This is a genomic window from Streptomyces sp. OfavH-34-F, assembly GCF_022347745.1.
In the GTDB taxonomy this organism is placed as follows: Bacteria; Actinomycetota; Actinomycetes; order Streptomycetales; family Streptomycetaceae; genus Streptomyces.
In genome coordinates this window covers 1-23,473 of record NZ_JAKRGC010000081.1, presented here as the reverse complement: position 1 = coordinate 23,473, position 23,473 = coordinate 1, and the positions used below count along the sequence as shown (strand labels likewise).

General features: G+C 73.1%; 17 protein-coding genes and 1 pseudogene. 6 read left to right on the top strand and 12 right to left on the bottom strand.

All coding sequences use genetic code 11. From position 1 onward, the window contains the following. From MHW47_RS15025 to MHW47_RS15010, 4 genes and pseudogenes are all read right to left on the bottom strand, one after another. Positions 1-368: pseudogene (locus tag MHW47_RS15025) on the bottom strand (dipeptide epimerase); the annotation flags it as partial. Beyond that, positions 365-1,450, bottom strand: a complete 1,086-nt coding sequence (locus tag MHW47_RS15020) for a PLP-dependent cysteine synthase family protein (RefSeq protein WP_239223609.1) — start codon at positions 1,448-1,450, stop codon at positions 365-367. The gene MHW47_RS15020 and the pseudogene MHW47_RS15025, both read right to left, overlap by 4 nt. Further along, on the bottom strand, positions 1,447-2,280 hold the full coding sequence (locus MHW47_RS15015) for a Rossmann-like domain-containing protein (protein ID WP_239223608.1): 834 nt from the start codon (positions 2,278-2,280) through the stop codon (positions 1,447-1,449). The genes MHW47_RS15020 and MHW47_RS15015 overlap by 4 nt, the downstream gene beginning before the upstream one ends. Next, the gene (locus MHW47_RS15010) at positions 2,277-3,533 is read right to left on the bottom strand and encodes an ATP-grasp domain-containing protein (protein ID WP_239223607.1); all 1,257 of its coding nucleotides are present in this window, start codon (positions 3,531-3,533) and stop codon (positions 2,277-2,279) included. The genes MHW47_RS15015 and MHW47_RS15010 overlap by 4 nt, the downstream gene beginning before the upstream one ends. A 293-nt stretch (positions 3,534-3,826) precedes the next feature. Between MHW47_RS15010 and MHW47_RS15005 the strand changes: the two genes are divergently transcribed. Further along, the gene (locus tag MHW47_RS15005) at positions 3,827-5,122 is read left to right on the top strand and encodes an alpha/beta family hydrolase (RefSeq protein WP_239223606.1); all 1,296 of its coding nucleotides are present in this window, start codon (positions 3,827-3,829) and stop codon (positions 5,120-5,122) included. Between the two features lie 28 nt (positions 5,123-5,150). Here MHW47_RS15005 and MHW47_RS15000 read toward each other — a convergent pair whose 3' ends face one another. The 4 genes from MHW47_RS15000 to MHW47_RS14985 form a co-directional block, all read right to left on the bottom strand. Beyond that, entirely contained in the window at positions 5,151-5,660 is a 510-nt protein-coding gene (locus MHW47_RS15000) for a DUF664 domain-containing protein (protein ID WP_239223604.1), read from the bottom strand. Positions 5,661-5,757: 97 nt separating this feature from the next. After that, on the bottom strand, positions 5,758-7,884 hold the full coding sequence (locus MHW47_RS14995; RefSeq protein WP_239223613.1) for a discoidin domain-containing protein: 2,127 nt from the start codon (positions 7,882-7,884) through the stop codon (positions 5,758-5,760). 192 nt (positions 7,885-8,076) lie between these two features. After that, positions 8,077-8,409 (bottom strand): YkvA family protein, encoded by a 333-nt coding sequence (locus MHW47_RS14990; RefSeq protein WP_239223602.1) that lies wholly within the window; start codon positions 8,407-8,409, stop codon positions 8,077-8,079. 34 nt (positions 8,410-8,443) lie between these two features. Further along, positions 8,444-8,689 carry a WhiB family transcriptional regulator gene (locus tag MHW47_RS14985; protein WP_239223600.1) on the bottom strand — a complete coding sequence of 82 codons (246 nt, stop codon included), beginning with the start codon at positions 8,687-8,689 and terminating at the stop codon, positions 8,444-8,446. A gap of 208 nt (positions 8,690-8,897) precedes the next feature. Between MHW47_RS14985 and MHW47_RS14980 the strand changes: the two genes are divergently transcribed. Further along, positions 8,898-10,955, top strand: coding sequence for a SpoIIE family protein phosphatase (locus MHW47_RS14980; RefSeq protein ID WP_239223612.1), 2,058 nt, complete (start codon positions 8,898-8,900; stop codon positions 10,953-10,955). Positions 10,956-11,003: 48 nt separating this feature from the next. Here the strand turns inward: MHW47_RS14980 and MHW47_RS14975 are convergent, their stop codons facing one another. Next, positions 11,004-11,453, bottom strand: coding sequence for a hypothetical protein (locus MHW47_RS14975; RefSeq protein WP_239223611.1), 450 nt, complete (start codon positions 11,451-11,453; stop codon positions 11,004-11,006). Between the two features lie 141 nt (positions 11,454-11,594). On the opposite strand from MHW47_RS14975, the gene MHW47_RS14970 reads away from it, so the two are divergent. Next, a complete protein-coding gene (locus tag MHW47_RS14970) occupies positions 11,595-12,497 on the top strand; it encodes a carbohydrate kinase family protein (RefSeq protein WP_239223598.1) in 903 nt (300 codons plus the stop codon). Between the two features lie 75 nt (positions 12,498-12,572). Here MHW47_RS14970 and MHW47_RS14965 read toward each other — a convergent pair whose 3' ends face one another. Further along, positions 12,573-15,572 carry a carbohydrate binding domain-containing protein gene (locus MHW47_RS14965; RefSeq protein WP_239223597.1) on the bottom strand — a complete coding sequence of 1,000 codons (3,000 nt, stop codon included), beginning with the start codon at positions 15,570-15,572 and terminating at the stop codon, positions 12,573-12,575. 240 nt (positions 15,573-15,812) lie between these two features. Next, a complete protein-coding gene (locus MHW47_RS14960) occupies positions 15,813-16,412 on the bottom strand; it encodes a TetR/AcrR family transcriptional regulator (protein ID WP_239223595.1) in 600 nt (199 codons plus the stop codon). 152 nt (positions 16,413-16,564) lie between these two features. On the opposite strand from MHW47_RS14960, the gene MHW47_RS14955 reads away from it, so the two are divergent. Beyond that, positions 16,565-18,856: a glycoside hydrolase family 3 N-terminal domain-containing protein gene (locus tag MHW47_RS14955; RefSeq protein WP_239223594.1), complete on the top strand. Its 2,292-nt coding sequence runs from the start codon at positions 16,565-16,567 to the stop codon at positions 18,854-18,856. 30 nt (positions 18,857-18,886) lie between these two features. Here MHW47_RS14955 and MHW47_RS14950 read toward each other — a convergent pair whose 3' ends face one another. Next, positions 18,887-20,431, bottom strand: coding sequence for an MFS transporter (locus MHW47_RS14950; RefSeq protein ID WP_239223593.1), 1,545 nt, complete (start codon positions 20,429-20,431; stop codon positions 18,887-18,889). A gap of 327 nt (positions 20,432-20,758) precedes the next feature. Here MHW47_RS14950 and abc-f point away from each other — a divergent pair, with 327 nt between their 5' ends. Together abc-f and MHW47_RS14940 are read left to right on the top strand one after the other, a co-directional pair. Then, on the top strand, positions 20,759-22,393 hold the full coding sequence (gene abc-f / locus MHW47_RS14945) for a ribosomal protection-like ABC-F family protein (RefSeq protein ID WP_239223591.1): 1,635 nt from the start codon (positions 20,759-20,761) through the stop codon (positions 22,391-22,393). A gap of 79 nt (positions 22,394-22,472) precedes the next feature. Further along, a partial coding sequence (locus MHW47_RS14940) for an ATP-binding cassette domain-containing protein (RefSeq protein WP_239223590.1) occupies positions 22,473-23,473 on the top strand: 1,001 nt, incomplete at its 3' end.

Genomic DNA, 23,473 nt, shown 5'->3' with positions numbered 1-23,473 from the left:
GTGGGTGGGGCGGCGGCGCCGAGGAGCCGGTGCACGGGCTGTCCGGCGCGCTTGCCCGCGAGGTCGAGGAGCGCGGACTCCACGGCGGCGGCGACCGCCGGGGGCGCCGCGGTGGCGGTGTCGGGCAGGGCGGCGAGGGCGGTCTCCGGGTCGGGGAAGCGGGCCAGGGCCTCACCGGAACGGTGCAGCCATCGGCGCAGGGCCGCGGTGTCGAGCCCGTAGTAGACGCTGGTGACGGCTTCGCCGTGGCCGTGGAGGCCCTGGTGCTCGACGGTGAGGACGACGGCGTCGCGGGCGGTGGTGGTGGAGCGGGAGATCCGCAGCGGTTCGGCGAGCCGCAGTTCCGTGGTGCGCAGGGTGCACTTCATCGGTGCTCCTGGGGTGCGTGCGGGAGGCGGGCGGGGTCGGTGACGGTGGTGCAGCGGGTCCAGCCGGTGGCCTCCGCCGCCCGGGGGTGGGAGATTTCGAGGGGGCGGGTCGCCGGGGTGGCGCGCAGCCTGTGCAGGGCGGTGAAGCCGTCGTCGAAGACGCTGCCGAGGTAGCGGTGCGGGCCGTCCGGGAAGACGGTGACGACGACCGCGCCGGGCCGGACGCGGGCGGCCCAGGCGGCGACGAGGGCGACGGCGCCGGTGCTCCAGCCGCCGCTGACGAAGTTGTGCCGGGCGAGTCGGCGGCAGCTGTCGGCGGCCTCGGCGGGGCCGACCCAGTGGACCTCGTCGAAGCGGTCGTGGGCGACGTTGCGGGGGTGGATGCTGCTGCCGAGGCCGCGCATGAGCCGGGGGCGGGCGGGCTGGCCGAAGATCGTCGAGCCGGTGGCGTCCACGCCGATCAGCCGCATCGCCGGCCACTGTCGGCGCAGCCAGGCGGCGGTGCCGGCGCTGTGTCCGCCGGTGCCGACGCTGCACACCAGTACGTCGACCCGGTCGAGCCGGCCGGCGATCTCGGCGGCGAGGGAGGCGTAGCCCGCGGTGTTGTCGGGGTTGTTGTACTGGTCGGGCCAGTAGGCATCCGGGAGCGTGGCCAGCAGTTCACGGAGCCGGGTCAGCCGGGCCGCCTGCCAGCCGCCCTGTTCGGCGGGCCGGTCGACCAGTTCCAGCCGGGCCCCGTGGGAGCGCAGCAACTGCCGCATGGACGGTTCGAGTTCGGTGTCGCCGACCAGGACGACGGGGTGCCCGAGGGCCTGGCCCGCGAAGGCGAGGCCGATGCCGAGGGTGCCGGACGTGGACTCCACGACCGGGGCGCCGGGCAGGAGTTCGCCGCGTTCCTCGGCGCCCCGGAGCATGGACACGGCGGCGCGTGCCTTCATGCCGCCGACGCCGAAGCCTTCGAGCTTGGCCCAGAAGCCGGGGTGCGGACAGGGCAGCGGTGCGGTGATGCGGGCGAGCGGGGTGCGCCCGACCAGGCCGAGCAGTTCGCGGTTGCCCGCGGGGCGCAGAAGTGCCGTGGTCACCGGGTGCCTCCGTACTGGTGGATGGTGCCGGGGCCGCCGTCGAGCCAGAAGAAGGGGTAGGGCTCCGCGGAGACGGCGGTCACTCCGGAGCCGATGAGGCGGGGCAGGACGGCGCTGCCCGTCTGGGCGAACATGACGAGCGGTGTGCCGTGCCGCAGGGCGTGGGTCCGGAGCTGTTCGAAGCTGCCGTTGCCGAGGGTCATCCCGGAGGCGAGGACGGCGTCGCACCGGCTCAGGGGCTCGGCCGCGTCCGTGCGCACGGGTTCGCCCCACTCGGTGGTGCCGCCCTTGAGGTCGCAGGGGACGTAGCGCAGGCCGCGTTCGCGCAGGGCGGCCAGGAGCGAGTTGACGACGCCGACGACGAGCACGGTGCGGCCGGGCGGCAGGTCGAGGAGTCCGGTGACGGCGTGTGCCCTGGCCCGTGACTTCTCCAGCGAGCCGCCCGCGGGCAGCGGCAGCGACCGGGCGCCGGAGGCGGGGCCGTGGGGCAGGGCGTGCATGAGTACGGCGTCGAGTGCGGCGATCCGTACCGGACGCAGCGGGTGGGCGAGCAGCGTGGCGGCGTCGGTGCCGACGCAGGCGTCGGCGGCGCTGTCCGGGAGTTCGCCCGGTTCGACGGCGCAGGAGCCGACCGCTTCGGCGATGCGCAGGCTCAGCACCTCGTTGCGGTAGCCGCCGGTGCGTCCGGTGTGCCGGACCGACTGGCGGGTGGTGAACGCGGTGCTGACGCGGAGGGTGCGCGGATCGGGCCCGAAGGCGCCGGCCAGGACCCGGGACACCAGTTCCTCGCAGGAGCCGGGGGCCGGGCGGGTGACGGGGTGCGCGGTCATCGGGTCACCACCCGCGGCCGCAGGTCCGCCAGCAGCGCTTCCGTACGGGCGCGGGCGCCGAGCCCTGCGGCGTCCCCGGCCATGACGTGCCCGAGGTAGCCGTTGTTGCTGCCGTCGGCGGTGACGCGGGTGCCGGGCGCGGCGAGGCTCAACTCCAGGACGTCGCGGGCCTCGCCGACCGTGTCGCCGCCGTCGACCGCCTCCAGGACTCCCCCGGTCCCGGGCACCAGGAAGCCGATGGCGGCGCTGCGCAGGCCGGTGTCGTGCGGTCGCAGGTCCGGTTCCCGGCCGAGGGCGACGTCGACGCAGGCGGCGGTGAGGTCGATGCCGGTGACGTGCCGGACGAGTTCGGTGATGCGGTTGCCGGCCGGGCGGGGGTTGACCTCCACCACCCGGGGGCCGTCGGGCGTCAGTTTGATCTCGGTGTGCGCGACGACGTCGTCCAGGCCCAGCGCCTCGATCGCCCGGACAGCGGTGTCGCGGGCGGCCCGGGCGTCCGCTTCGGTGAGCGCGGCCGGGAACATGTGCCCGGTCTCCACGAACGCCGGGGCTCCGCCGACGCTCTTGTCGGTCACGCCGACGACATGGGTCGTGCCCCGGTGAGTGACGGTCTCGACGCTTACTTCGGGACCGTGCAGCAGTTCCTCCAGCAGGACCACGGGGTCGCGGCGCTGGCCGCGCGCGTTGACCGGGAAGTCCGCCAGGGCGCGGTGGGCGTCGGCGAGTTGGGTCTCGTCGTCCACGCGGCGTACGAGCATGCCGGCGCACAGGTCGACCGGCTTGACGACGAGCGGGAACCCGATCCTGGCCGCCGCCCCGCCGGTCTCGACCCAGTCGGCGCAGACCGCGTAGCGCGGTCCGGGGACTCCGGCGCGGGCGAGGACGTCCCGGGTGGCGTCCTTGCGGCAGGCGTGGTCCATCGCCTCGGGGGCGGGACCGGGCAGACCGAGCCGTCGCGCGATGCGGGCGGCCGTCGGCAGGTAGTAGTCGCAGGACGAGATCACGCCGTCGAACCCGAGGGCGCGGTGGGCCTGTTCGGCGAACGGCAGCAGCCGGTCGGGGTCGTTGGTGGGGCCGGTCAGGACGTGCCTGGCGCCGAGGAGCGGGTGCTGGGCCCCCTCGGGTGCCGCGCGCAGGTAGTGGTGCAGGTCGCGGGTGAGGAAGGTGAAGGTGTGCCCGCCCTCCCGGACGGCTCTGGGCAGCAGTCTGCTCATCGACCCGACCCAGCTCTCGACCATCAGCAGATGAGCCACAACTCCCCCTCATGAACGCACGGTTGCAGGAATGCGGGCACACGCGGGCCCGGACGGCGGGCCGTGCGACCCGACCCGGCACACGTTAACGACAATCGTTTTCATTGTCATCTACGGATCGAGGGCTGGACACCCGCGAGAAGACGGGCGAGCAGGAGGTCCGGGCCGGTTCGGGTGCGTTGACGCCGATTTGCGCGCACCCGGCGGGCGCGGTTGATTGGAATGAGGTACGCGGATCGCTCGTACGAGACGCGGGTGACCGCCGTACGTGGTCCTCGACAGGGGTGAGTCCCGTGCTCTTCGCCGACCGTGCCGACGCGGGCCGACGGCTCGCCGAGGCCCTGGCCCCCCTCGCGCACAGCGATCCGGTCGTGCTCGGGCTGCCGCGCGGCGGCGTGCCGGTCGCCTGTCCCGTCGCCCGGGAACTCGGCGCGCCGCTCGATGTGATCGTGGTCCGCAAGCTCGGCGTCCCGCACCGTCCGGAGCTGGGCTTCGGCGCCATCGGCGAGGACGGGGTGCGGGTCATCAGCGACGACATCGTGCGCCGGGCCGGGGTCTCGGCCTCCGAGATGGCCGCCGTGGAACGGGCCGAGGAGGCTGAACTGCTGCGCCGGGCGCGGGCGTTCCGGGGCGACCGGCCGCGCGTCCCGCTCCGGGGGCGCACGGTGATCCTCGTGGACGACGGCATCGCCACGGGCGCGACCGCGCTCGCCGCCTGTGCCGTGGCCCGCGCGCAGGGCGCCGCGCACGTCGTGCTGGCCGTGCCGGTCGCCGCGCCGTCCGCCGTGGCCCGGCTGCGGGAGGAGGCCGACGAGGTGGTGTGCCTGTCGGCACCGGCCGGGTTCTCCGCGGTCGGCGAGTGGTACCGGGACTTCGGTCAGACCCCGGACGAGGAGGTCGTCGCCCTGCTGGCGCGGGCGGCGCGGCGGTCCGGGGAGCCGGCCCGGGAGGTACGGGTGGAGGCCGACGGGGTGGTGCTGCCGGGCACCCTGACCCCGGCCGGGGACGCCGGGGCGCTCGTCGTGTTCGCGCACGGCTCGGGCAGCAGCAGGCACAGCCCGCGCAACCGGGCGGTCGCGGCGGCGCTGAACCGGGCCGGGCTCGGCACGCTGCTGTTCGACCTGCTCACCGCCGACGAGGAGGCCGAGGGCGGCCACGTCTTCGACATCTCCACCCTCGCCACCCGGCTGGTGGACGCGGTGCGCCGGGTACGGGAGCACTCCGCCGGGCCGGTCGGCGTGTTCGGCGCCAGCACGGGCGCGGCGGCGGCGTTGCAGGCGGCGGCCCTCGCCGGCGCGGACCGCGCGACGGGCATCGGCGCGGTCGTCTCGCGCGGCGGACGGCCCGACCTGGCGGGCACCCGCCTGCATGAGGTCCGCTCCCCCACCCTGCTCCTGGTGGGCGGCCGGGACACCGAGGTGCTGGAGCTGAACCGCCGGGCGCTGGCGGAGCTGCGCTGCAAGAGCCGCCTCGACGTCGTCCCCGGCGCGACCCACCTCTTCGAGGAACCGGGCACCCTGGACGAGGTCGCGGACCGGGCACGGGCCTGGTTCCTCGCCCATCTGGCCGGGGAGAGCAGCGCCCGCTGAGGCGCGCCGCCCGCCCCGGCGGCACCCCCTAGCGGCGTTCCAGCACGCCCCGGACGTAGGCCGCCTGGGCGGCGTGCTGGAGGTCGTCCGACAGGACGCTGATCAGCCGCACCCCGAGGGTGACGGGCGGGTTCCACGCCTCGTCCACGACGCGGTCCAGCGCGGGGCCGTCGAGCGTGCCGAGGAAGGCGAGCGTGTGCGCGTGGACCGCGTCGTAGTAGTCCAGCAGCAGGTCCCCTGAGTCCACCCGGACGGCCGCGACCTCCTCGCTGCTCTGCCCGTAGCCGGTGGCGTCCTCGTTGAAGGGGAGGTCGAAGCGGCCGGCCCAGCCCTGCGCGGTCCACAGCTGTTCGGTGCCGGCCGCGTCCGCGATGTGGTCGTCCTGTACGCGGGTCAGGTGCCAGACGAGCCAGGCGATCGAGTTGGCGCCGGCGTCGAGCCGGGCGTGGAGGTCGTCGGGCGCGAGGCCCTCGACGGCCTCGTGCACGGTCTCCTGGATGCGGGAGTAGCCCTCGGTCAGGATGTCTGCGGCGTTCATGCCTTCACCATGGCCGCTGCCCCGCCCCGGTCCGGCACCGACACGCCCGGCGCCGGGGTGCCGGCGGGAAGCGTCCCGCCGGCACCCCGCCCCGCCCTCAGCCGTAGACGCCGAAGTGCCGGATCGAGTAGCCCCAGCCGGTGCCCCGCCGGGTGAGGAGGAGCTTCACGTAGCGGGCGGTGGTCCGGTCGAGTTCGAGGTCGTCCGCGTCGCCGTCGCCGCCGGTGGTGGCGTACACCGACCGCCAGGAACTGCCGTCGTCCGACACCTGCACCTCGTAGGACCGGGCGAACGCCGGATCCCACACCAGCTGGATGTGGTGGAAGGACTTCCGCTCGCCGAGGTCCACCTGGAGGGACTGCGGGTCGCTCCAGTCGCTGGCCCACCGGGTGTCCATGCGCCCGTCCGTCGCCATCTCCGGGGTGCAGGGGCAGTCGCTGCTGCCGCCGGTCTGGGCGGAGCTGGCGGTGGTGGGGCGTCCGGCCGCGAGGTCGGTGCCGTCGACGGGGGGCGCCACGACCTTCACGGACCTGGTCTCGATGCCGGCGTTGCCGTGTCCGTCCTCGGCCTGGATGTACACCTTCCACACGCCGAGCCGGGCGGGGGCGGTCACCGCGAAGGTGCCGTCGCCGGTGGCCCGCCAGTCGGCCTCCACCAGGCTCTTGTCGCCGGTGGCGTAGTTGCCGCTGAGGTAGACGCGGTAGGTGACCGGGTCGCCGTCCGGGTCGCGGACGTCGGCCCGCACGGTGAACTCCCGGCCGGCGGGGGTGCCGGCGGCGTTCTGGACGGTCATGCCGCTGATGACGGGCGGGGTGTCGTCACCTGCGGTGGAGCCGCTGTACGCCTTCTTGAGGGCGTAGTACGACAGCCGCTTCTTGCCGTCCGGGACCAGGTTGAACCAGACGCCGCCGAAGTCGTGCTCCGTTCCGTAGTGGAACAGCGTGGCGCCGAGGGCGACGCCGCGGTGCGCGGTGACGCAGTTCCACGCCTTGGTGTAACCCTCCGCCTTCTGTACGTCGGTCGGCTCGTCCGGGACGCCGTTGGCGTCGTCGGGAACCTCCCACTCCCCGGCCGGGCCGCCCTCGGTGATGAGGTAGGGCTTGGTGTAGCCGCCGGACTCCCACGCGGTGCGGACACCGCAGATGTCGCCGTAGGCGTTGACCGAGTAGAGGTCCAGGTCGGGGGCGTTGCGCCGGTAGTACGGCCAGGCACCGACCCAGGCGTCGGTGGAGGTCACCGGGTGGTCGGGGTCGATGCTGTGGATCTTCTTGGCCACGTCGTTGACGAAGGCGGTGTACGCGTCGCGCTGCTTCTCCAGCGCGTCGCCGCTGTAGCAGTTCTGCAGCCCGAGGACCGACTCGTTGCCCACGTTCCACATCAGCACGCCGGGGTGGCTCTTGTAGGTGTCCACCCACCGGGCGAACTCGGCGAGAGAGGCGGACTTGTAGGCGTCGTCGGTCAGGTAGTCGACGCAGCCGCCGCTCCCCGGGCCGCCGCCCGGCTGGAGCCAGAAGCCGCTCACCACGCGGATGCCGTTGGCGGCCGCCGCGTCGAGCAGTGGCTTGGAGGTGCCGTCGGTACCCCAGGTGCGGACGGTGTTGACGCCCATCGCCCTGAGGTCGGGCATGAGGCGTGCGGCGTCGTTGACGGACGGGCCCCAGGTGAGGCCCTTGACCTGGTACGGCTCGCCGTCCACGGTCAGCGCCCAGTCGCCCTGCGAGCCGGTGACCCGGACGGTGCCGCCGGTGCCCGGGCCGGGGTCCGTGCCGCCGGTGGTGCCGTAGACCCGGAACTCCCACAGGGAGAAGCCGTAGCCGCCGGGGCGGGCCGTGCCGTACATCCTCACGTACCGGCCGGAGCCGGTGAGCGCCAGTTCGTCGGTGCCGCCGTCGCCGTCGGTGACGGTCTTCAGCGTGCGCCAGGCGGAGCCGTCGTCGGATGCCTGGATCTCGTACGCCTTGCCGTAGGCGGACTCCCAGTCCAGGACGACCCTGCTGAGGTCCGCGGTGGCCCCGAGGTCCACCCGCAGCCACTGGGGGTCGCCCCACGCACTGGCCCAGCGGGTGCCGGGGTCGCCGTCCACGGCGGCGGACGCCGCGTAACCGGCGCCCTCCGACGAGGAGGCGGTGGCGGGTCTTCCCCGGGACAGCAGGGTCTCGGCCGCCCCGGCCCGGGGCGCGGTCAGCAGGACCAGCGACGAGGCGAGCAGGGCGAGGAGGGTCATCAGCAGCGTGCCCGTGCGTGGTCGCGCGGGCAGGGCTGGGCCGGCTCGGTACACATTCTCTCCTGGCGGAAGAGGGGGTGCGGGACGGCGTCCCGCGACGGATGGGAGAGCGCTCTCCCGAGAGAGTGACGTGTACCCGTCCAGGTGTCAACGATCAGGACGCGCCCGGTTCCGCACCGGACGCGCGAGGAGTTACGGGCGCGGGCTCCGCCCGGCCCCGGCCGGCGTCTTCTCCGCCCGCTCGCCGGACCCGCCGATTCCGGCGGCCCGCGCGGCGGAGTGCAGCGAGCGCAGCGCCAGCAGGAGGAACCCGATGTCGTCGAGGTAGACCGGGTCCGGCAGCAGGTCCACCGGCGAGACGGTGTACAGCACCGCGGCCCAGACCAGCGCCTTGTTGTGCAGCGGGACACCGGCGTCGGCCAGCAGCTTCCTGGCCCTGAGGACCCGTACCAGCAGCACCCCGGCGGTGGCCAGCATGAGCACGGCGAGAACCGCTGCGACGATGAGCCAGGCCGTGGTGTCCATGCGCTTCATACTCCACCAGGGGTGCGGGGAAAAGCTAACGGGCCCGGCGGCGGCCGCGGCGCCGCAGGGCGCGCCGCTCGTTCTCCCCGAGGCCGCCCCACACCCCCGTGTCCTGATTGTTGTCCAGCGCCCACCGCAGGCATTCCTCCTGGACGGGGCAGCGCCGGCACACCGCCTTCGCCTCCTCCACCTGGACGAGCGCCGGTCCGGTGCTGCCGATCGGGAAGAACAGATCCGGGTCCGCCTCGCGGCAGGCCGCGTGCATGCGCCAGTTCTCCATGGACTCTCACTCCTGATGGTCGTGTGCGTCGCGTTTCGGTCGGTACGCTGCGGGTGACCGGCATTTCGGCTCCGAAACCCCCCGCAGGCTCCCCTTCGCATGCCTCGGAGCTGCGAGGCCGGTGACTCAGGGGTGACCATGGGAGACGCGGGCCTGGTCGGGCACGGTGACGGCAGGGGAAGGATCGTCGGTGGGCGGCACTGATGACATGCGGATCGACTGGGGCGAGGACCGCCGGGCGGGCGCGCGCCGGTCGTCCGAGAGCGGTCTGCTCGACGTCCTCGGCGTCGCCGCGCTCGTCCTGGACACCCGCGGCCGCATCGTCCTGTGGAGCCCGCAGGCCGAACGGCTGCTGGGCTACTCCGCCGACGAGGCCCTGGGAGAGTTCGCCGCCCGGGTGCTGGTGGACGAGGAGCACTTCGAGCTCGTGCTGCGCCTGTTCGGCGAGGTCATGGGCGGCGGCGAGGCCTGGGCGGGGGTCTTCCCCGTACGGCACAAGGACGGCACCACACGACTGCTGGAGTTCCGCAATATGCGGTTGCAGGACGATCGGGGCAACTTCTTCGCGCTGGGCCTGGCGGCGGACGGCGATGTGCTGCGCCGGGTCGAACGGCACCTGGCGCTGTCGGTGGGGCTGGTGGACCAGTCCCCGATCGGCCTCGGCGTGCTGGGGCCCGATCTGCGCTTCCTGTCCGCCAACGCCGCGCTGGAGCGGATGGACGGGGTGAGCGCCGCCGGGCACCTGGGCCTGCGGATCGGTGAGGCGCTGCCGTTCCTGGGCCCGGATGACCCGGAGGCGATGGCGCGGGAGGTCCTGGACAGCGGGGTGCCCCGGGTGTCGCGCGAGATGGTGGGCCGCGGCCCCGCCGACCCGGAGACCGAGCGGGCCTGGTCCGTGTCGCTGTACCGGCTGGACGACGCCGGGGGCCGGGTGCTGGGCATCGCCGTGTCGCTGATCGACGTCACCGACCGGCACCGCGCGGCGGACGAGGCGGAGCGGGCCCGGCGGCAGCTGGCGCTGATCGCGGACGCCTCGGTGCGCATCGGCACCACGCTCGACCTCCAGCAGACGGCCCGGGAGCTGGCCGAGGTCACCGTGCCGCAGCTCGCCGACGCGGCCGCGGTGGACCTGCTGGACCACGTACTGAAAGGACAGCCCGGGCCGAGCGAGGGGCCGCTGCTCTTCCAGGCCCTGGCGATCGTCTCCGTCCGGCCGACGCCCGCGGACGAGGCGGCCGACCCGGTCGGGCATCCCGCCCGCTACGACGCCGACCGCCTCGCCACCCGGTGCGTACGGACGGCCCGGCCGGTCCGCGAGCCGTATCTCGACGCGCAGAAGCTCCAGCTCATCGCCCGTGACGCGGAGTCGGCGGACCTCCTCGCCCGGTCGGGCGCCCACTCCTACATGGCGGTGCCGCTGATCGCCCGGGGCGAGGTGCTGGGCGCGATCGACTTCCTGCGGGTGGACAATCCGCTGCCGTTCACCGCGGAGGACGAGGCGCTGGCCCTCGAACTGGCCGGCCGGGCCGCGGTCGCCATCGACAACGCGCGGCTCTACCGGCAGCAGCAGGAGACGGCGCTGACGCTGCAGCGGAGCATGCTGCCGCGCAACCACCACGACCCGGCCGGCATGGACGTGGTCTCCCGCTACCTGCCGGCCGCCTCGCGCTACGAGGTCGGCGGTGACTGGTTCGACGTGATCGGGCTGCGCGACGGCCGCACCGCGCTGGTGGTGGGCGATGTGATGGGCAGCGGCATCGACGCGGCCACCACGATGGGCCGGCTGCGCACCGCCACCCAGACGCTCTCCCGGCTCGCCCTGGAGCCCGCCGAGGTGCTGGGGCACCTGGACGAGATCACCACGGGCCTCGACCCGTGGTTCGCCACCTGCGTCTACGCCGTGTACGACCCGAAGGCCGGACGGTGCCGGGTGTCCACGGCCGGCCATCTCCCGCCGGTGCTGATCCCCGAGGGCGGGGCTCCGGTGCTGCTGGATCTGCCGGCCGGGGCGCCGCTGGGGGTGGGCGGGGTGCCGTTCACCGATGTGACGGTGCCGCTCGGCCCGGGCGACCGGCTGGTGCTGTACACGGACGGGCTCGTGGAGACCAGGAACGACGACATCGACAGCCGGCTGGAGACGCTGCTGGAGTTGCTGCGCCGGCCGGACGCCTCCCTCGGCGCGACCTGCGACCGGCTGCTGCGCGAGCTGCGCAACCCGGGGGACCACGACGACGTCGCGCTGCTGATGGCTCGCGTCCACGCCTGACGGCGGGCCGCGGCGCCCTCGGCGCCACCGCCCGCCGTCACCGGGAGGTCAGTGCCGGCACCGGCGCCGGCACCGGGTGCGGCAGCGGGGGCCCGGGGCGCACAGGAAGCCGAGGCCGATGCCGAACATCCAGGCGTCCTTGGCCAGCGGCACGCCGTCCTGGCTGGGCCGCAGGCTGCCGGGCTCGCGCATGCCGGGGACGCGCAGATAGAGGCCGAGGAGGCCCCCGGAGAAGCCGGTGAGGACGAGCCCGGCGAGCCGGGTGGGGACGAACGGGGCCAGCAGGGTGGAGCCGACCGCGATCTCCGACCAGGCGAGCAGCCGGGTGAACCGGGCGGCTTCGAGCTTGCCGAGGAACGGGTAGGCGGTGGTGGCCATGCCGTGCAGTCCCTGGGCGGTCGCCTCGTCGGCCTTGAGCTTGCCGAGGCCGGAGTTGAGGATGAACGCGCCGGTGGCGAGGCGCGGCGGGTAATCGCGCGGTTCGGGCAGCGGCATCATGGCGTGAGCCTCCACGGATCAGGTTGTCGGCCCCCGATCGAGCATAGCCAGCGGCTCTCGCGGGCGCGCGCAGAGAAGCCCGCCGGGTCCGGCCCGGCGCTGGGCGATACTGGTCCCGGCGGGTACACGAGAGGGGGCTCAGTGGTCCAGCAGCGAACGGAATACGACATCGTGGTGGTCGGTGGCAGCGGGGTGGACACGATCGTCCGCGTCGATGCCCTGCCGGTCCCGCTGGCCGACTCGGTGATGGTCGGCCCGATCCAGGAATGGCCCGGTCACACGGGTGGCAATGTGGCGCTCGGGGCCCGCGCGCTGGGGCTGGACGTGGCGTTCCTCGACTGCGTCGGCGACGACTGGATCGGCGCCCAGGTGCGCGAGCGGCTGGCGAAGGCCGATGTGGAGTTCCACGCGGTGATCTCCCCCGCCGGGACGCGGCGGGCGGTGAACCTGGTGGACGCGACGGGCCGCCGGATGTCGTTCTACGACGCCCGCGACCCGGAGGACCTGCGGATGCCGCGGGACTTCTATCTGCCGCGCCTGCGTGCGGCCCGCCATGTCCATCTGTCGATCATGCACTTCGCCCGGTTCCTGTACGACGACATCGAGGTGCTGGGGGTGCCGGTCTCCACGGATCTGCACGACTGGGACGGGATCGGCGACCATCAGCGGGAGTTCGCGCTCCGGTCGGACCTGGTGTTCTTCAGCGCGGCCGCGACCGGGGAGCGCACCCCGGCGGTGATGCGGGAGATCCTGGGGAAGGGCCGGGCGGCGACGGTGGTCGCCACGGCGGGCGCGGCGGGCTCGTACCTCCTGACCCGCGACGGCGGCGACGAGCCGGTCCACGTCCCGGCGGTGGCCCCGCCGGCGCCGGTGGTGGACAGCAACGGGGCGGGCGACGCGTTCGTCACCGGGTTCCTGTACGGGAGGCTGGAGGGGCGGGCGCCCCTGGAGTGCGCCCGGCTGGGGGCCGTCGCGGGCGCTCACGCGTGTACGGCTCCGGGCTCGACGGCCGTGATCGGCCGGGACGAGCTGCTGGGCGCGTAGCCCGGCCGGCCCGACGGCGGGCGCCCCGGCAGCCGGAGTTCCGGGTGCCGGGGCGCCTGTGCGGGCGGGGTGGTGCTACTTCAGGTAGGGGCCGGCGGCGCCGATCCTGCCCGGGCCGTTGAGGACGTAAACGCGCAGGTTGCCCTTGCCGGGGGCGGCGACGGTGAGCTTGCCGTCGGTGACGACCTTGGTGTCACCGGTCACGGCGTCCTTGTAGGTGCCGTTGGGGATGCCGGTGTAGGTGGCGCCGCCGGTGACGGTGACGAGGGCGAAGCTGTCGGTCGATCCGCTGGTGTAGCGGCGCTTGAAGGCCATCTGGCCGCTGATGCCCTCGGTGGAGTACTGGCCCATCTGGAGGGCGGGCACGGCCCGGCGGATCTGGTTGAGCCGCTGGAGGTGCTTGACGAGGGGCGCCGCGAGGGTGTTGGCGACCTCGCCGGAGGCGGAGTCCACCCGGGAGAACTCCGAGGAGGTGACGCTGCCCGCGAGGTGGTCGCCGTAGTAGGCGCGGCCGGTGGTGGCGAGCGGGCAGGAGGGGCCGCAGTCGATCTTCTTGCCGGCCTGGAACTCGATCTCCGATCCGTAGTAGAGGGTGGGGATGCCCCGGAAGGTCCACATCAGGGACATGTTCTCGGCCCAGGCGTCGGTGCCGCCGGCGTAGCGTTCGCTGCTCTTGTTGGGCCCGTAGTCGTGGCTGTCGACGTAGACGACGTTGTAGGTGGCGTCGTTGGTCGAGTCGTCGGAGTCCTTGCCGTTGTTGTAGGCGTTGGTGGCGTCACCGAAGTTCATGTGCATGCGCATGTCGATGATGTTCATGCCGGAGAACTTGCTGTGGTCCGGGGCGTGGTAGGTGTTGCCGTCGAGGAACGCGTTGGCGGAGGTCGGCTGGTTCCCGGTGCCGAGCTGCTCCTCGTACGCGTACATCTCCAGCGCGGCCTTGGCGTCGTCGGCGTCGTACTCCTTGCGTTCCTTCCAGGTGAAGAACTGGGCGGAGTGGTTGACCGAGCCGCGGTTCCACTTGTCGTTGACGAAGGCGCCGACCTCGCCGAAGACGAAGAAGTTCTTCGCCGCCTCCGCGCCGAAGCGCTGGGTCACGCGTTCCTGGATGGCGGGCAGGAAGCGGCGGTTCCAGGTGGTGCGCGGGATGTGCACGGCGGTGTCGACGCGGAAGCCGTCGACGCCCATGTCGATGTACTTGTTGTAGGCGCCGATCAGGTAGTTCTGCACGGGGGCGGACTCGGTGTCGAAGTCGGCCAGGTCCTCGTGCAGCCAGCAGGAGCGGGAGTCCTCGCCCTCCCAGTTGCCGAGCCAGCAGTTGTGGTAGTACTGCTTGGGGAACATGCCCGATGTCGGGTTGGGCCACTGGCAGTTGTAGATGGTGTAGCCCTCGGGGGACCTGGCGCCGGTGGGCTTGCCCCAGTTGAGGCAGGTGTTGCCGGCGGGCTCGGCCGTGGACCACAGGTCGCCGTTGTAGTAGGACTTGCCGCTCTTGGGGTCGACGGTCAGGCCGTCGTACTCGAAGCCCTCGTTCTTCTCGTCGTAGTACCAGCTCCACTGGGCGTCGCGGACGCCGAAGACCTTGGGCGTGAACAGGCCCTTGGCGCCCCAGCGCGAGGAGTGGTTGTAGACGACGTCCTGGTAGATCTTGATGCCCTTGGCGTGGGCGGCGTTGATGAGGTCCTGGTAGGAGGCTCCGGCGGACTCCAGGCGGGGGTCCACCTTGTAGAAGTCGTAGCCGTGGTAGCCGTGGTAGTCGTAGTCGGAGCGGTTCAGGACGACCGGGGTGATCCAGATGGCCGAGAAGCCGAGGCCCTTGATGTAGTCGAGCTTGTTGACCAGGCCCTTGAAGTCACCGCGGAACATGGGGTCGTCGTTGGCCGCGTTGCCCGACTTGACGTGCTGGCTGCCGCCCCGGTTGTTGCCGCTGTCCCCGTCGTTGAAGCGGGCGGTGAGCACGAAGTAGATGGGGTCCTTGCGGGGGTCGGTGCCCAGCGGCTCGCCCTGGGCTGCGGCCGGGGGCTTCTTGCCGGTGGTCGCCTTCGCGGGCGCGGAGGCGGCGGAGGTGTTGCCGGCGGCGTCGATCGCCCTGACGGTGTAGGTGTAGGTGGTGTTCTCCTCCAGTCCCGACTCGGACAGCACGGTCGAGGTCACATCGGTGACGACGCTTCCCCTGGTGCCGCCGGTGCGGGTGACCTGGTACTTCGTCACCTTCTTGTTGTCGGTGGACGGTTCCCAGCCGAGGACGACGGCCACCCCGTCGGCCTTGGCGGTCAGCCCCGTCGGGACGGTCGGCGCCTCGGTGTCGGCAGGCTCGGCGGCGCACGGGTCCTTGGCGTCCTTGACGACCGCCCTGTCCTTGACGGTGCTGAGGCCCGCCGGGATGGTGTAGTCGCCGCCGTTGTTGTTGTCCCAGACGCCGTTGCCGTTGTTGAACGCGGCCGTCATCGAGGTCGCGGTGCCGAGGTCCACCGTCCTCTTCACCCAGCCGGTGCAGGCCGGTTCCATGCCGACGCCGGGCACGGCCGTCCAGGAGCCGCCGGCGGGCCGGTAGTGGAGGTTGGTGGTGGTCCAGCCGACGGTGGCCGTGGAGTAGTAGACGGACGCGGTGTGCGCGTCGCCGGACGGTGAGGGGCTCGGGTCCGGGCCGCCGCCGTCTCCGCACGGGTCGCTGTGGGCCACGACGCCGTCCTTGACGGTGATGGTGCCGGTGCCGAGGGCGTAGTTCCTGCCCCCGTTGTTGTCCCAGACGCCGGAGCCGTTGTTGAAGGTCGCCTGGAGGCCCTGGGCGCCGGCGAGGGGGACGGTCTTCTTGACCCAGTCGGTGCAGGCGGCCTCCATGGCCACTCCGGGCACGGTGGTCCAGGAGCCGCCGTCCGGCGCGTAGTGCAGGTTGTAGGCCGACCAGTTCTTCGTCTTGGTGTAGTAGAAGACGGTCGTGGTGGTGTCGGACGCGGCGACGGGCCGGGCGTCCAGGCCGGGGGCGTCGGGCAGCGCGGTGAGCAGCGCGCCCACGGCTGCGGCGGCGGCCGCGGACGCCAGGATGCGTCTGAGCAGCCGGTGAGGGGTGCGTTTCATGGTGTCTCCAGGGAAGGGCCACGGCGGCGGCGAAGCCGTGGCGTCCGGGGCACGGGAGTGGGGGCCCGTGCCGTACTGCGGGAGACCCTGACGCGCCTCAAGGTCCGAGCGAACGGGGGAGCATCCGCCTGCAACGGCAGCCGGAATGTTGCTGAAATCTCTTGCGGCAAGCAAGTTACCGGCACATGACAATGCCGTAAAGGGGGTGCGCCCCCTCACCTCGCCGGTCCGCCCCCGGAATCAGAACGGCACGGTCAACTGCGCCCCGATGTGCGCCCGCAGCACCCCGGCCATGTCCGTGTCACCGTCACCGAGGAGCCACTGGATCTGCAGTCCGTCCATGAGCGCGATCAGCTGCCGGCCCGCCGCGCCGGGGTCCACGTCCTCGCGCAGCACGCCCGCCGCGCGGGCTTCCGCATAGGAGACCTCCGTCGTGCGCACCGAGTCCCGGTACCGCTCGACGAAGTAGCCGTGGGCCGGGTGGTCGGCGGCCGTCGCCTCGGCCGACAGCACGCAGTACAGCTCCACGATCCCCCGCCGCCCGGCGTTCAGTTCCGCGAGGCCGACCAGCCGTCGCAGCCGGTCCACTCCGGTCGGCCGCCCCTCCTCCAGCCACTGCGCGTCCACCGCGTCGCGGTGTTCCAGGACCGCGAGCAGCAGGGATTCCTTGGTCGGGAAGTGGTGCAGCAGTCCGGGGTGCGAGATGCCGCAGCGGGTGGCGATCACCCGCAGCGAGGCGCCCCGGTAGCCGGCCTCGCCGAACATCGCCATGGCCTGGTCGAGGATCTCCTCGCGCTTGGCCCGGCCCTTGGCGTATCCACGCCGCCGCTCCCCGGTCACTCGGCACGCTCCCCGGTCGTCCCTGCTGGCTGTGCTGCGTACGTTCCCATACTCACTTACTTACCACTAGGTCGGTATTCGGCGTACGGTGGTCCCCGGAGCGCGGTCTCCGCGTACCCGAGAACGTCGTCGACGTCGTGAAAGGAATTCCCGTGGGCTCCTCCCTGCCCTATCTCGACCCCAGCCTGCCCGTTGCGGAGCGCGTCGCGGACCTGGTCGGCCGGATGACGCTGCCCGAGAAGGTCGGGCAGATGCTCCAGCTCAACGCCAAGGACGGGGTGCGGGAGCACATCGAGGACATGCACGTGGGCTCGATCCTGCATGCCTCGCCCGAACGGGTCCTGGAGGCGGCGGAGCTGACCCGGCGCACCCGGCTGGGCATTCCGCTGCTGGTCGCCGAGGACTGCATCCACGGCCACTCCTTCTGGGAGGGCGCGACGATCTTCCCCACCCAGCTGGGCATGGCCGCGAGCTGGGACGCCGGGCTGCTGGAGCGGGTGGCGCGGGCGACGGCCGTGGAGGTGGCGGCGACCGGGGTGCACTGGACGTTCTCGCCGGTGCTGTGCATCGCGCGGGACCTGCGCTGGGGCCGGGTGAGCGAGACGTTCGGCGAGGACCCGTTCCTGATCGGCGAGCTGGCCTCGGCGATGGTGCGCGGCTACCAGGGCGAGGGGCTGGACGATCCGACGGCGATCCTCGCGTGCGCCAAGCACTTCGCGGGCTACTCCGAGACCCAGGGCGGCCGGGACGCCAGCGAGGCCGACATTTCCCGGCGCAAGCTGCGCGCGTGGTTCCTGCCGCCGTTCGAGCGGGTCGCCCGGGAGGGCTGCCGTACGTTCATGCTGGGCTACCAGTCCATGGACGGCGTGCCCGTCACCGTCAACGACTGGCTGCTGAACGAGGTGCTGCGCGGCGAGTGGGGGTACACCGGCACGCTGGTGACCGACTGGGACAACGTCGGGCGCATGGTGTGGGAGCAGAAGGTGTACGCGGACCACGCGCAGGCGGCCGCCGCCGCGGTCTGGGCCGGCAACGACATGGTGATGACGACGCCGGACTTCTTCGAGGGCGCCCAGCAGGCCGTGGCGGACGGGCGGCTGGACGAGGCGGACATCGACGCGGCGGTGGCCCGCATCCTCACGCTCAAGTTCGAGCTGGGGCTGTTCGAGAACCCGCGCCACCCCGACCGGGACCGTCAGCGGGCGGTCATCGGCAGTTCCGGGCACGCCGAACTGAACCTGGAGGCGGCCCGCCGCTCGCTGGTGCTGCTGGCCAACGACGGCACCCTGCCGCTGGACGGCGGTTACACGGCCGGCGCCGACGGGCGCGCGGTCGCGCCGGCCGGGAGCGCGCCGCGCACGGTGGCCGTGATCGGGCCCAACGCGGACGACGCGCAGACCCAGCTCGGGGACTGGGCGGGCTCGTCGGGCCAGGCGGACTGGCTGCCGGACGGGCAGCCGCGGGCCATGATCCGTACCGTGCTCGACGGCTTCCGGGAGCACGCGCCGGCCGGCTGGACCATCACGCACGCGCGCGGCGCGGACATCCTGACGGTGGGTCCGGACCCGGAGGGCGCCTTCTTCCCGGACGGGCAGCCGCGCCCGGAGATCGTGGTCCCGGCGGAGCCGTCCGAGACGCTGATCGCGGAGGCGGTCGCCGCTGCGGAGGCCGCCGACCACGTCGTGGCCGTGGTGGGCGACCGCATCGAGCTGATCGGTGAGGGGCGTTCGACCGCGACGCTGGAGCTGATCGGCGGGCAGATCGCGCTCCTGGACGCGCTCGCGGCGACGGGGACGCCGTTCACCGTGGTGGTCATCGCCTCCAAGCCGCTGGTGCTGCCGCCCTCCGTCTCCCGCGCGGCGGCCCTCGTGTACGCCTTCAACCCGGGCATGCTGGGCGGCCGGGCGGTGGCCGAGCTGGTCCTCGGGCTCGTCGAGCCGTCCGGACGCCTCCCGGTGTCCTTCGCGCGCCACGCCGGGCAGCAGCCGACGTACTACAACCAGCTGCGCGGCCAGCACGGCACCCGGTACGCGGATCTGACGCAGCGGCCGGCCTTCGCCTTCGGGGAGGGGCTGAGCTACACGAGCGTCGACTACTCCGGTCTGGAGGTGCTGACCGGCGTCCTGGGCACCGGCGACACGCTGCGGGCGCGCGTCGTCGTGTCCAACACGGGCCGGCGGCCGGCGCTGGAGACCGTACAGGTCTACGTGACCGACTCGGTGACGTCCGTGACGTGGGCGGAGAAGGAGCTGAAGGCGTACCGGCAGGTGCGGCTGGAGCCGGGCGAGTCGCGCGAGGTGCTCGTCGAACTGCCGGTGGCCGCGTGCAGCCTGGTGGACGCCGGGGGCCGGCGGGTGGTCGAGCCGGGCGCGTTCGAGCTGCTGGTCGGTCCGTCGTCGCGGGACCAGGACCTGCTGCGGGCGGGCTTCACCGTCAAGGGCTGACCGGGCCGGGCGCGGACGGGCGGCCGGGGCTCAGGGGCCCGGCCGCCCGCTGCCGCGCAGCCGTTCCAGGTCGGAGGGGCGGACCTGGATGACGAACAGCGCGATCAGCGCCGCGACGACGGCGAAGGCCGCCGCGGCGAGGAACGCGGTGGACACGCCCGAGGCCAGGACCTGGTCGGCCCAGGGCGCCGGGAGCCGGCCGGTCCGCCGGAACTGCGCGAGCTGGCCCGGGGTGGCCTCGGCCGTGAACCGGCGCACCTGGGCGGTCGCCTCGTTGCGGCTGGCCGTGCCGAAGACGGTGACGAGGATGGACAGGCCCAGCGATCCGCCCACCTGCTGGGTGGTGTTGAGGATGCCGGAGGCCGCGCCCGACTCGCGGGGTTCGACACCGGAGAGCGCCATCAGTGTCAGCGACACGAACTGCAGGCCCATGCCGAGGCCGAAGACCAGGATGGGCCCCAGCAGACTGCCCAGGTAGGAGCTGTGCACGTCGGTCCGGGTGAGCCAGCCCAGCCCGACCGCGGCGAGCACCGCCCCGGTCACCATGAACGGTTTGGGGCCCCAGCGCGGCAGCAGCCGGGAGGTGAACCCTGCGCCGATCGCGATGATGACGCTGACCGGCAGGAAGGCGAGCCCGGTGCGCAGCGGGCTGAAGCCGAGGATGTTCTGCACGAACAGGGTCAGGAAGAAGAACATCCCGAACATGGCCGCGGCGAGGCTCAGCATGATGCCGTAGGTGCCGGCCCGGTTGCGGTCGCGGAACATCCACAGGGGCGTGATGGGCTGCCGGGAGCGGTGCTCGATGGCGACGAACAGGGCGAGCAGCACGACGGCGGCGGCGAACGCGCCGAGCGTCAGGGCGTTGCTCCAGCCCTCCTCGGAAGCCCGGATGAATCCGTAGACGAGACACACCATGCCCAGGGTCGCGGTGAGGGCGCCGACGAGGTCGAAGTGGCCCGGATGGCGTTCGGACTCCTGGATCCAGCGCCGGGTGCCCAGCACGATCAGGATGCCGATGGGCACGTTGACGAAGAAGATCCACCGCCAGTCCAGCCACTCCACCAGCACCCCGCCGGCGAGCAGTCCGATGGCGCTGCCGCCCGCCGAGACCGCCGCGAACACGCCGAAGGCCCGGTTGCGCGCGGGGCCTTCGCGGAAGGTGGTCGTGATGAGGGCGAGCGCGGTCGGGGAGGCGATGGCGCCGCCGACGCCCTGCAGGGCGCGGGCGGCGAGCAGTTGCCAGGATTCCTGGGCGAGCCCGCCGAGCAGCGAGGCGAAGACGAAGAGGGCGACGCCGGTCATGAAGACCCGGCGCCGCCCGAGGATGTCTCCGAGCCGCCCGCCCAGCAGGAGCAGTCCACCGAAGGTCAGGGTGTAGGCGTTGATCACCCAGGACAGGTTCTCGGTGGAGAAGCCCAGCGCGGTCTGGATGTGCGGGAGGGCGATGTTGACGATGGTGATGTCCAGGACCACCATCAGCTGGCAGGAGCAGATGACCAGCAGGGCGATCCCGCCGCCCCGCCCCTTCCGAGGGGCCGCGGTGGCCTGTGCGGTGCTCGCGTGGGATTCCGTCATGGGTTCGCCGGCCGCTCGTGCCGTCAGTGAACGAGGTCGTTCACTCCCCCGACGGTAGACCCGCGCGGGAGCCGTCGCCAATCGATCTCCCGTACGGAAATTCCCGGGGGCGCTCGGCCCTCTTCTGCTAAGATCGTCGGCCTGTCCAGCGTGTACCGAGGAGACCAGACATGGCAGGCGACGACGACATCTCCGGGTGAGACCCGGAACCCGTAGCCACAGCGGGCGCCAGGGGCGCAGCCGCGGTGGCCGTCTCGTCGTTCCCTTCAGCCATTTCTCCGGGAGTGCGGTTTCTCGCCGCCCCGGTCTCACCCACGAGGTCTTCGCATGTCCGACGCCACCCTCATCTGCTCGAACCTCTCCTTCTCCTGGCCGGACGACACCCCGGTCTTCTCCGGCCTGTCCTTCACCGTGGGCAGCGGCCGCACCGGGCTCGTCGCGCCCAACGGCTCCGGAAAGAGCACCCTGCTCAAGCTGATCGCCGGCGAGCTGCGGCCCCGCTCGGGCTCCGTCACCGTCAACGGCACCCTGGCCCACCTCCCGCAGAGCCTCCCCCTGACCGGAGACCTCTCGGTCGCCGAGGTCCTGGGCGTGGACGCGGTGATCCGCGCGCTGGACGCCGTGGAGTCCGGCGACGTGGACGAGAAGCACTTCGCGGTCATCGGCGACGACTGGGACATCGAGGAGCGCACCCGCGCCCAACTCGACCGGCTCGGCCTCGACGGCCTCGCCCTGGACCGGCGCACCGGCACGCTCAGCGGCGGCCAGGTCGTCTCGCTCGGCCTCGCCGCACAGTTGCTGAAGCGGCCGGACGTCCTGCTGCTCGACGAGCCGACCAACAACCTCGACCTGGACGCCCGCCACCGCCTCTACGACACCCTGGAGACGTGGAACGGGACGCTGCTCCTGGTCAGCCACGACCGGGCGCTGCTGGACCGCATGGACCGCATCGCCGAACTGGGACCGGAGGAACTGCGCCTGTACGGGGGCAACTTCACCGCGTACGAGGAGGCCGTGCGGGCCGAGCAGGAGGTCGCGGAGAAGAACGTCCGCAACGCCGAACAGGAGCTGAAGCGGGAGAAGCGCGAGATGCAGCAGGCCCGCGAGCGGGCCGAGCGGCGCGCGAGCAACGCGGCCCGCAACCTCAAGAACGCCGGTCTCCCCCGCATCTTCGCCGGGAACATGAAGCGCGGCGCCCAGGAGGCCGCCGGCCGCTCCGGCCAGACGCACGCCTCGCGGGTCGGCGAGGCGCAGGCCCGGCTCGACGAGGCGGGGCGCGCGGTGCGCGACGAGCAGCGCATCACGCTCGACCTGCCCGACACCTCGGTGCCCGCGGGCCGCACCGTGGTCCAGTGCGAGCAGCTGCGGGTGCGCCTCGGCGGCCGGGAGCAGTTCGCCGGGACCGGCGTCGATCTGACGGTGCGGGGCCCCGAGCGCATCGCGCTGACCGGGCCCAACGGCGCCGGCAAGAGCACGCTGCTGCGGCTGGTCAACGGCGACGTGGAGCCGGACGGCGGCACGGTCCGGCGCGCCGACGGGCGGATCGCGTACCTCTCGCAGCGGCTGGACCTGCTGGACCAGGACCGCACGGTGGCCGAGAACTTCGCCGCGTTCGCCCCGCACCGCGAGGAGGCCGAGCGGATGAACCTGCTCGCCCGGTTCCTCTTCCGCGGCGACCGGGCCCATCTGCCCGTCCGGGTGCTGTCGGGCGGCGAGCGGCTGCGGGCCACGCTGGCGTGCGTGCTGTGCGCCGAACCGGCCCCGCAGCTGCTGCTCCTGGACGAGCCGACGAACAACCTGGACCTGGTCAGCGCCGGGCAGTTGGAGAGCGCGCTGGCCTCGTACCGGGGCGCGTTCGTGGTGGTCAGTCACGACGAACGGTTCCTGGAGCGGATCGGCGTGGAGCGGTGGCTGCGGCTGGCGGACGGGGAACTGCGGGAGACGGGGGCGCCGGAGGCGTGAACCGCTGACGTGCCGTGAGGCCCGCGTCCGAGGCTCCGTGCCCGGCGGGCCCCTGACCCGTTCACGTCGGAGGTACCGCATGACCGTCCCCGCTCCCCCGCCCGCCCTGCTCGCCCACGACCTCGTCCGCACCCTGGGCACCCGGCGTGTCCTCGACGGGGTCTCGCTCACCGTCCCGCCCGGCCGCCGCATCGGCCTCATCGGCGAGAACGGCGTCGGCAAGTCCACGCTGCTGCGGCTGCTGGCCGGGGTGGACGAACCCGACTCCGGCCGGGTCGTGCGCCCCGCCGGCGTCGGCTTCCTGCACCAGGAGATGCCGTTCGACGCGGACTCCACCGTCGCCGGCGTCCTGGACGACGCGCTGCGCGAGGCCCGCGCCGACCTCGCGGAGCTGGACCGGCTCTCCGGGCTGCTGTCCGGTACGCCGGAGGACTCCCCGGCGTACGCGGGACTCCTGGAGGAGTACGGCCGGCGGCTCGAACGGGCCGAGGAGCGGGAGGTCTGGGACGCCGACCGGCGCGCCGCCGTCCTGCTCGCCGGGCTCGGGCTCGGCGACCTCCCGCACGGACGGACGCTGGGTTCGCTGTCGGGCGGGCAGCGGGGCCGGCTCGCGCTCGCCGCGCTGCTCGTACGGCGGCCGTCCGCGCTGCTGCTGGACGAGCCGACCAACCATCTGGACGACGAGGCCGCCGCCTTCGTCGAGGAGCAGGTGCGGACGATGCCCGGCCCGGTGGTGGTCGCCGGCCACGACCGGGCGTTCCTCGACGCCGTCTGCACCGATCTGGTCGACCTCGACCCGGCGGTCGACGGGCCGGTGCGCTACGGCGGCGGGTACAGCGCGTACCTGGCCGAGAAGCGGGCGGAGCGGGCCCGGTGGGAGCGCCGTTACGCGGAGGAGCAGGAGGAGATCGAGGCGCAGCGGCGGGCGGCGGCGGTCACCGCGCGCAACGTCGCACCGGACCGGGCGCCGCGCGACACCGAGAAGATGGGGTACGGGCTGCGGGCCGGCCGGGTGCAGAGCCAGATCGCCCGCCGGGTCCGCAACGCCGCGCGCCGGCTGGACGAACTGGAGCGCCGCCA

What these genes read in the sequence shown, in the direction of transcription:
- MHW47_RS15015 (WP_239223608.1), bottom strand. Translation starts at nt 2,280, where the DNA reads ATGACCGCGCACCCCGTCACCCGCCCGGCCCCCGGCTCCTGCGAGGAA.
- MHW47_RS15000 (WP_239223604.1), bottom strand. Translation starts at nt 5,660, where the DNA reads ATGAACGCCGCAGACATCCTGACCGAGGGCTACTCCCGCATCCAGGAG.
- MHW47_RS14995 (WP_239223613.1), bottom strand. Translation starts at nt 7,884, where the DNA reads ATGACCCTCCTCGCCCTGCTCGCCTCGTCGCTGGTCCTGCTGACCGCG.
- MHW47_RS14990 (WP_239223602.1), bottom strand. Translation starts at nt 8,409, where the DNA reads ATGGACACCACGGCCTGGCTCATCGTCGCAGCGGTTCTCGCCGTGCTC.
- MHW47_RS14985 (WP_239223600.1), bottom strand. Translation starts at nt 8,689, where the DNA reads ATGGAGAACTGGCGCATGCACGCGGCCTGCCGCGAGGCGGACCCGGAT.
- MHW47_RS14980 (WP_239223612.1), top strand. Translation starts at nt 8,898, where the DNA reads ATGCGGATCGACTGGGGCGAGGACCGCCGGGCGGGCGCGCGCCGGTCG.
- MHW47_RS14975 (WP_239223611.1), bottom strand. Translation starts at nt 11,453, where the DNA reads ATGATGCCGCTGCCCGAACCGCGCGATTACCCGCCGCGCCTCGCCACC.
- MHW47_RS14965 (WP_239223597.1), bottom strand. Translation starts at nt 15,572, where the DNA reads ATGAAACGCACCCCTCACCGGCTGCTCAGACGCATCCTGGCGTCCGCG.
- MHW47_RS14950 (WP_239223593.1), bottom strand. Translation starts at nt 20,431, where the DNA reads ATGACGGAATCCCACGCGAGCACCGCACAGGCCACCGCGGCCCCTCGG.
- abc-f (WP_239223591.1), top strand. Translation starts at nt 20,759, where the DNA reads ATGTCCGACGCCACCCTCATCTGCTCGAACCTCTCCTTCTCCTGGCCG.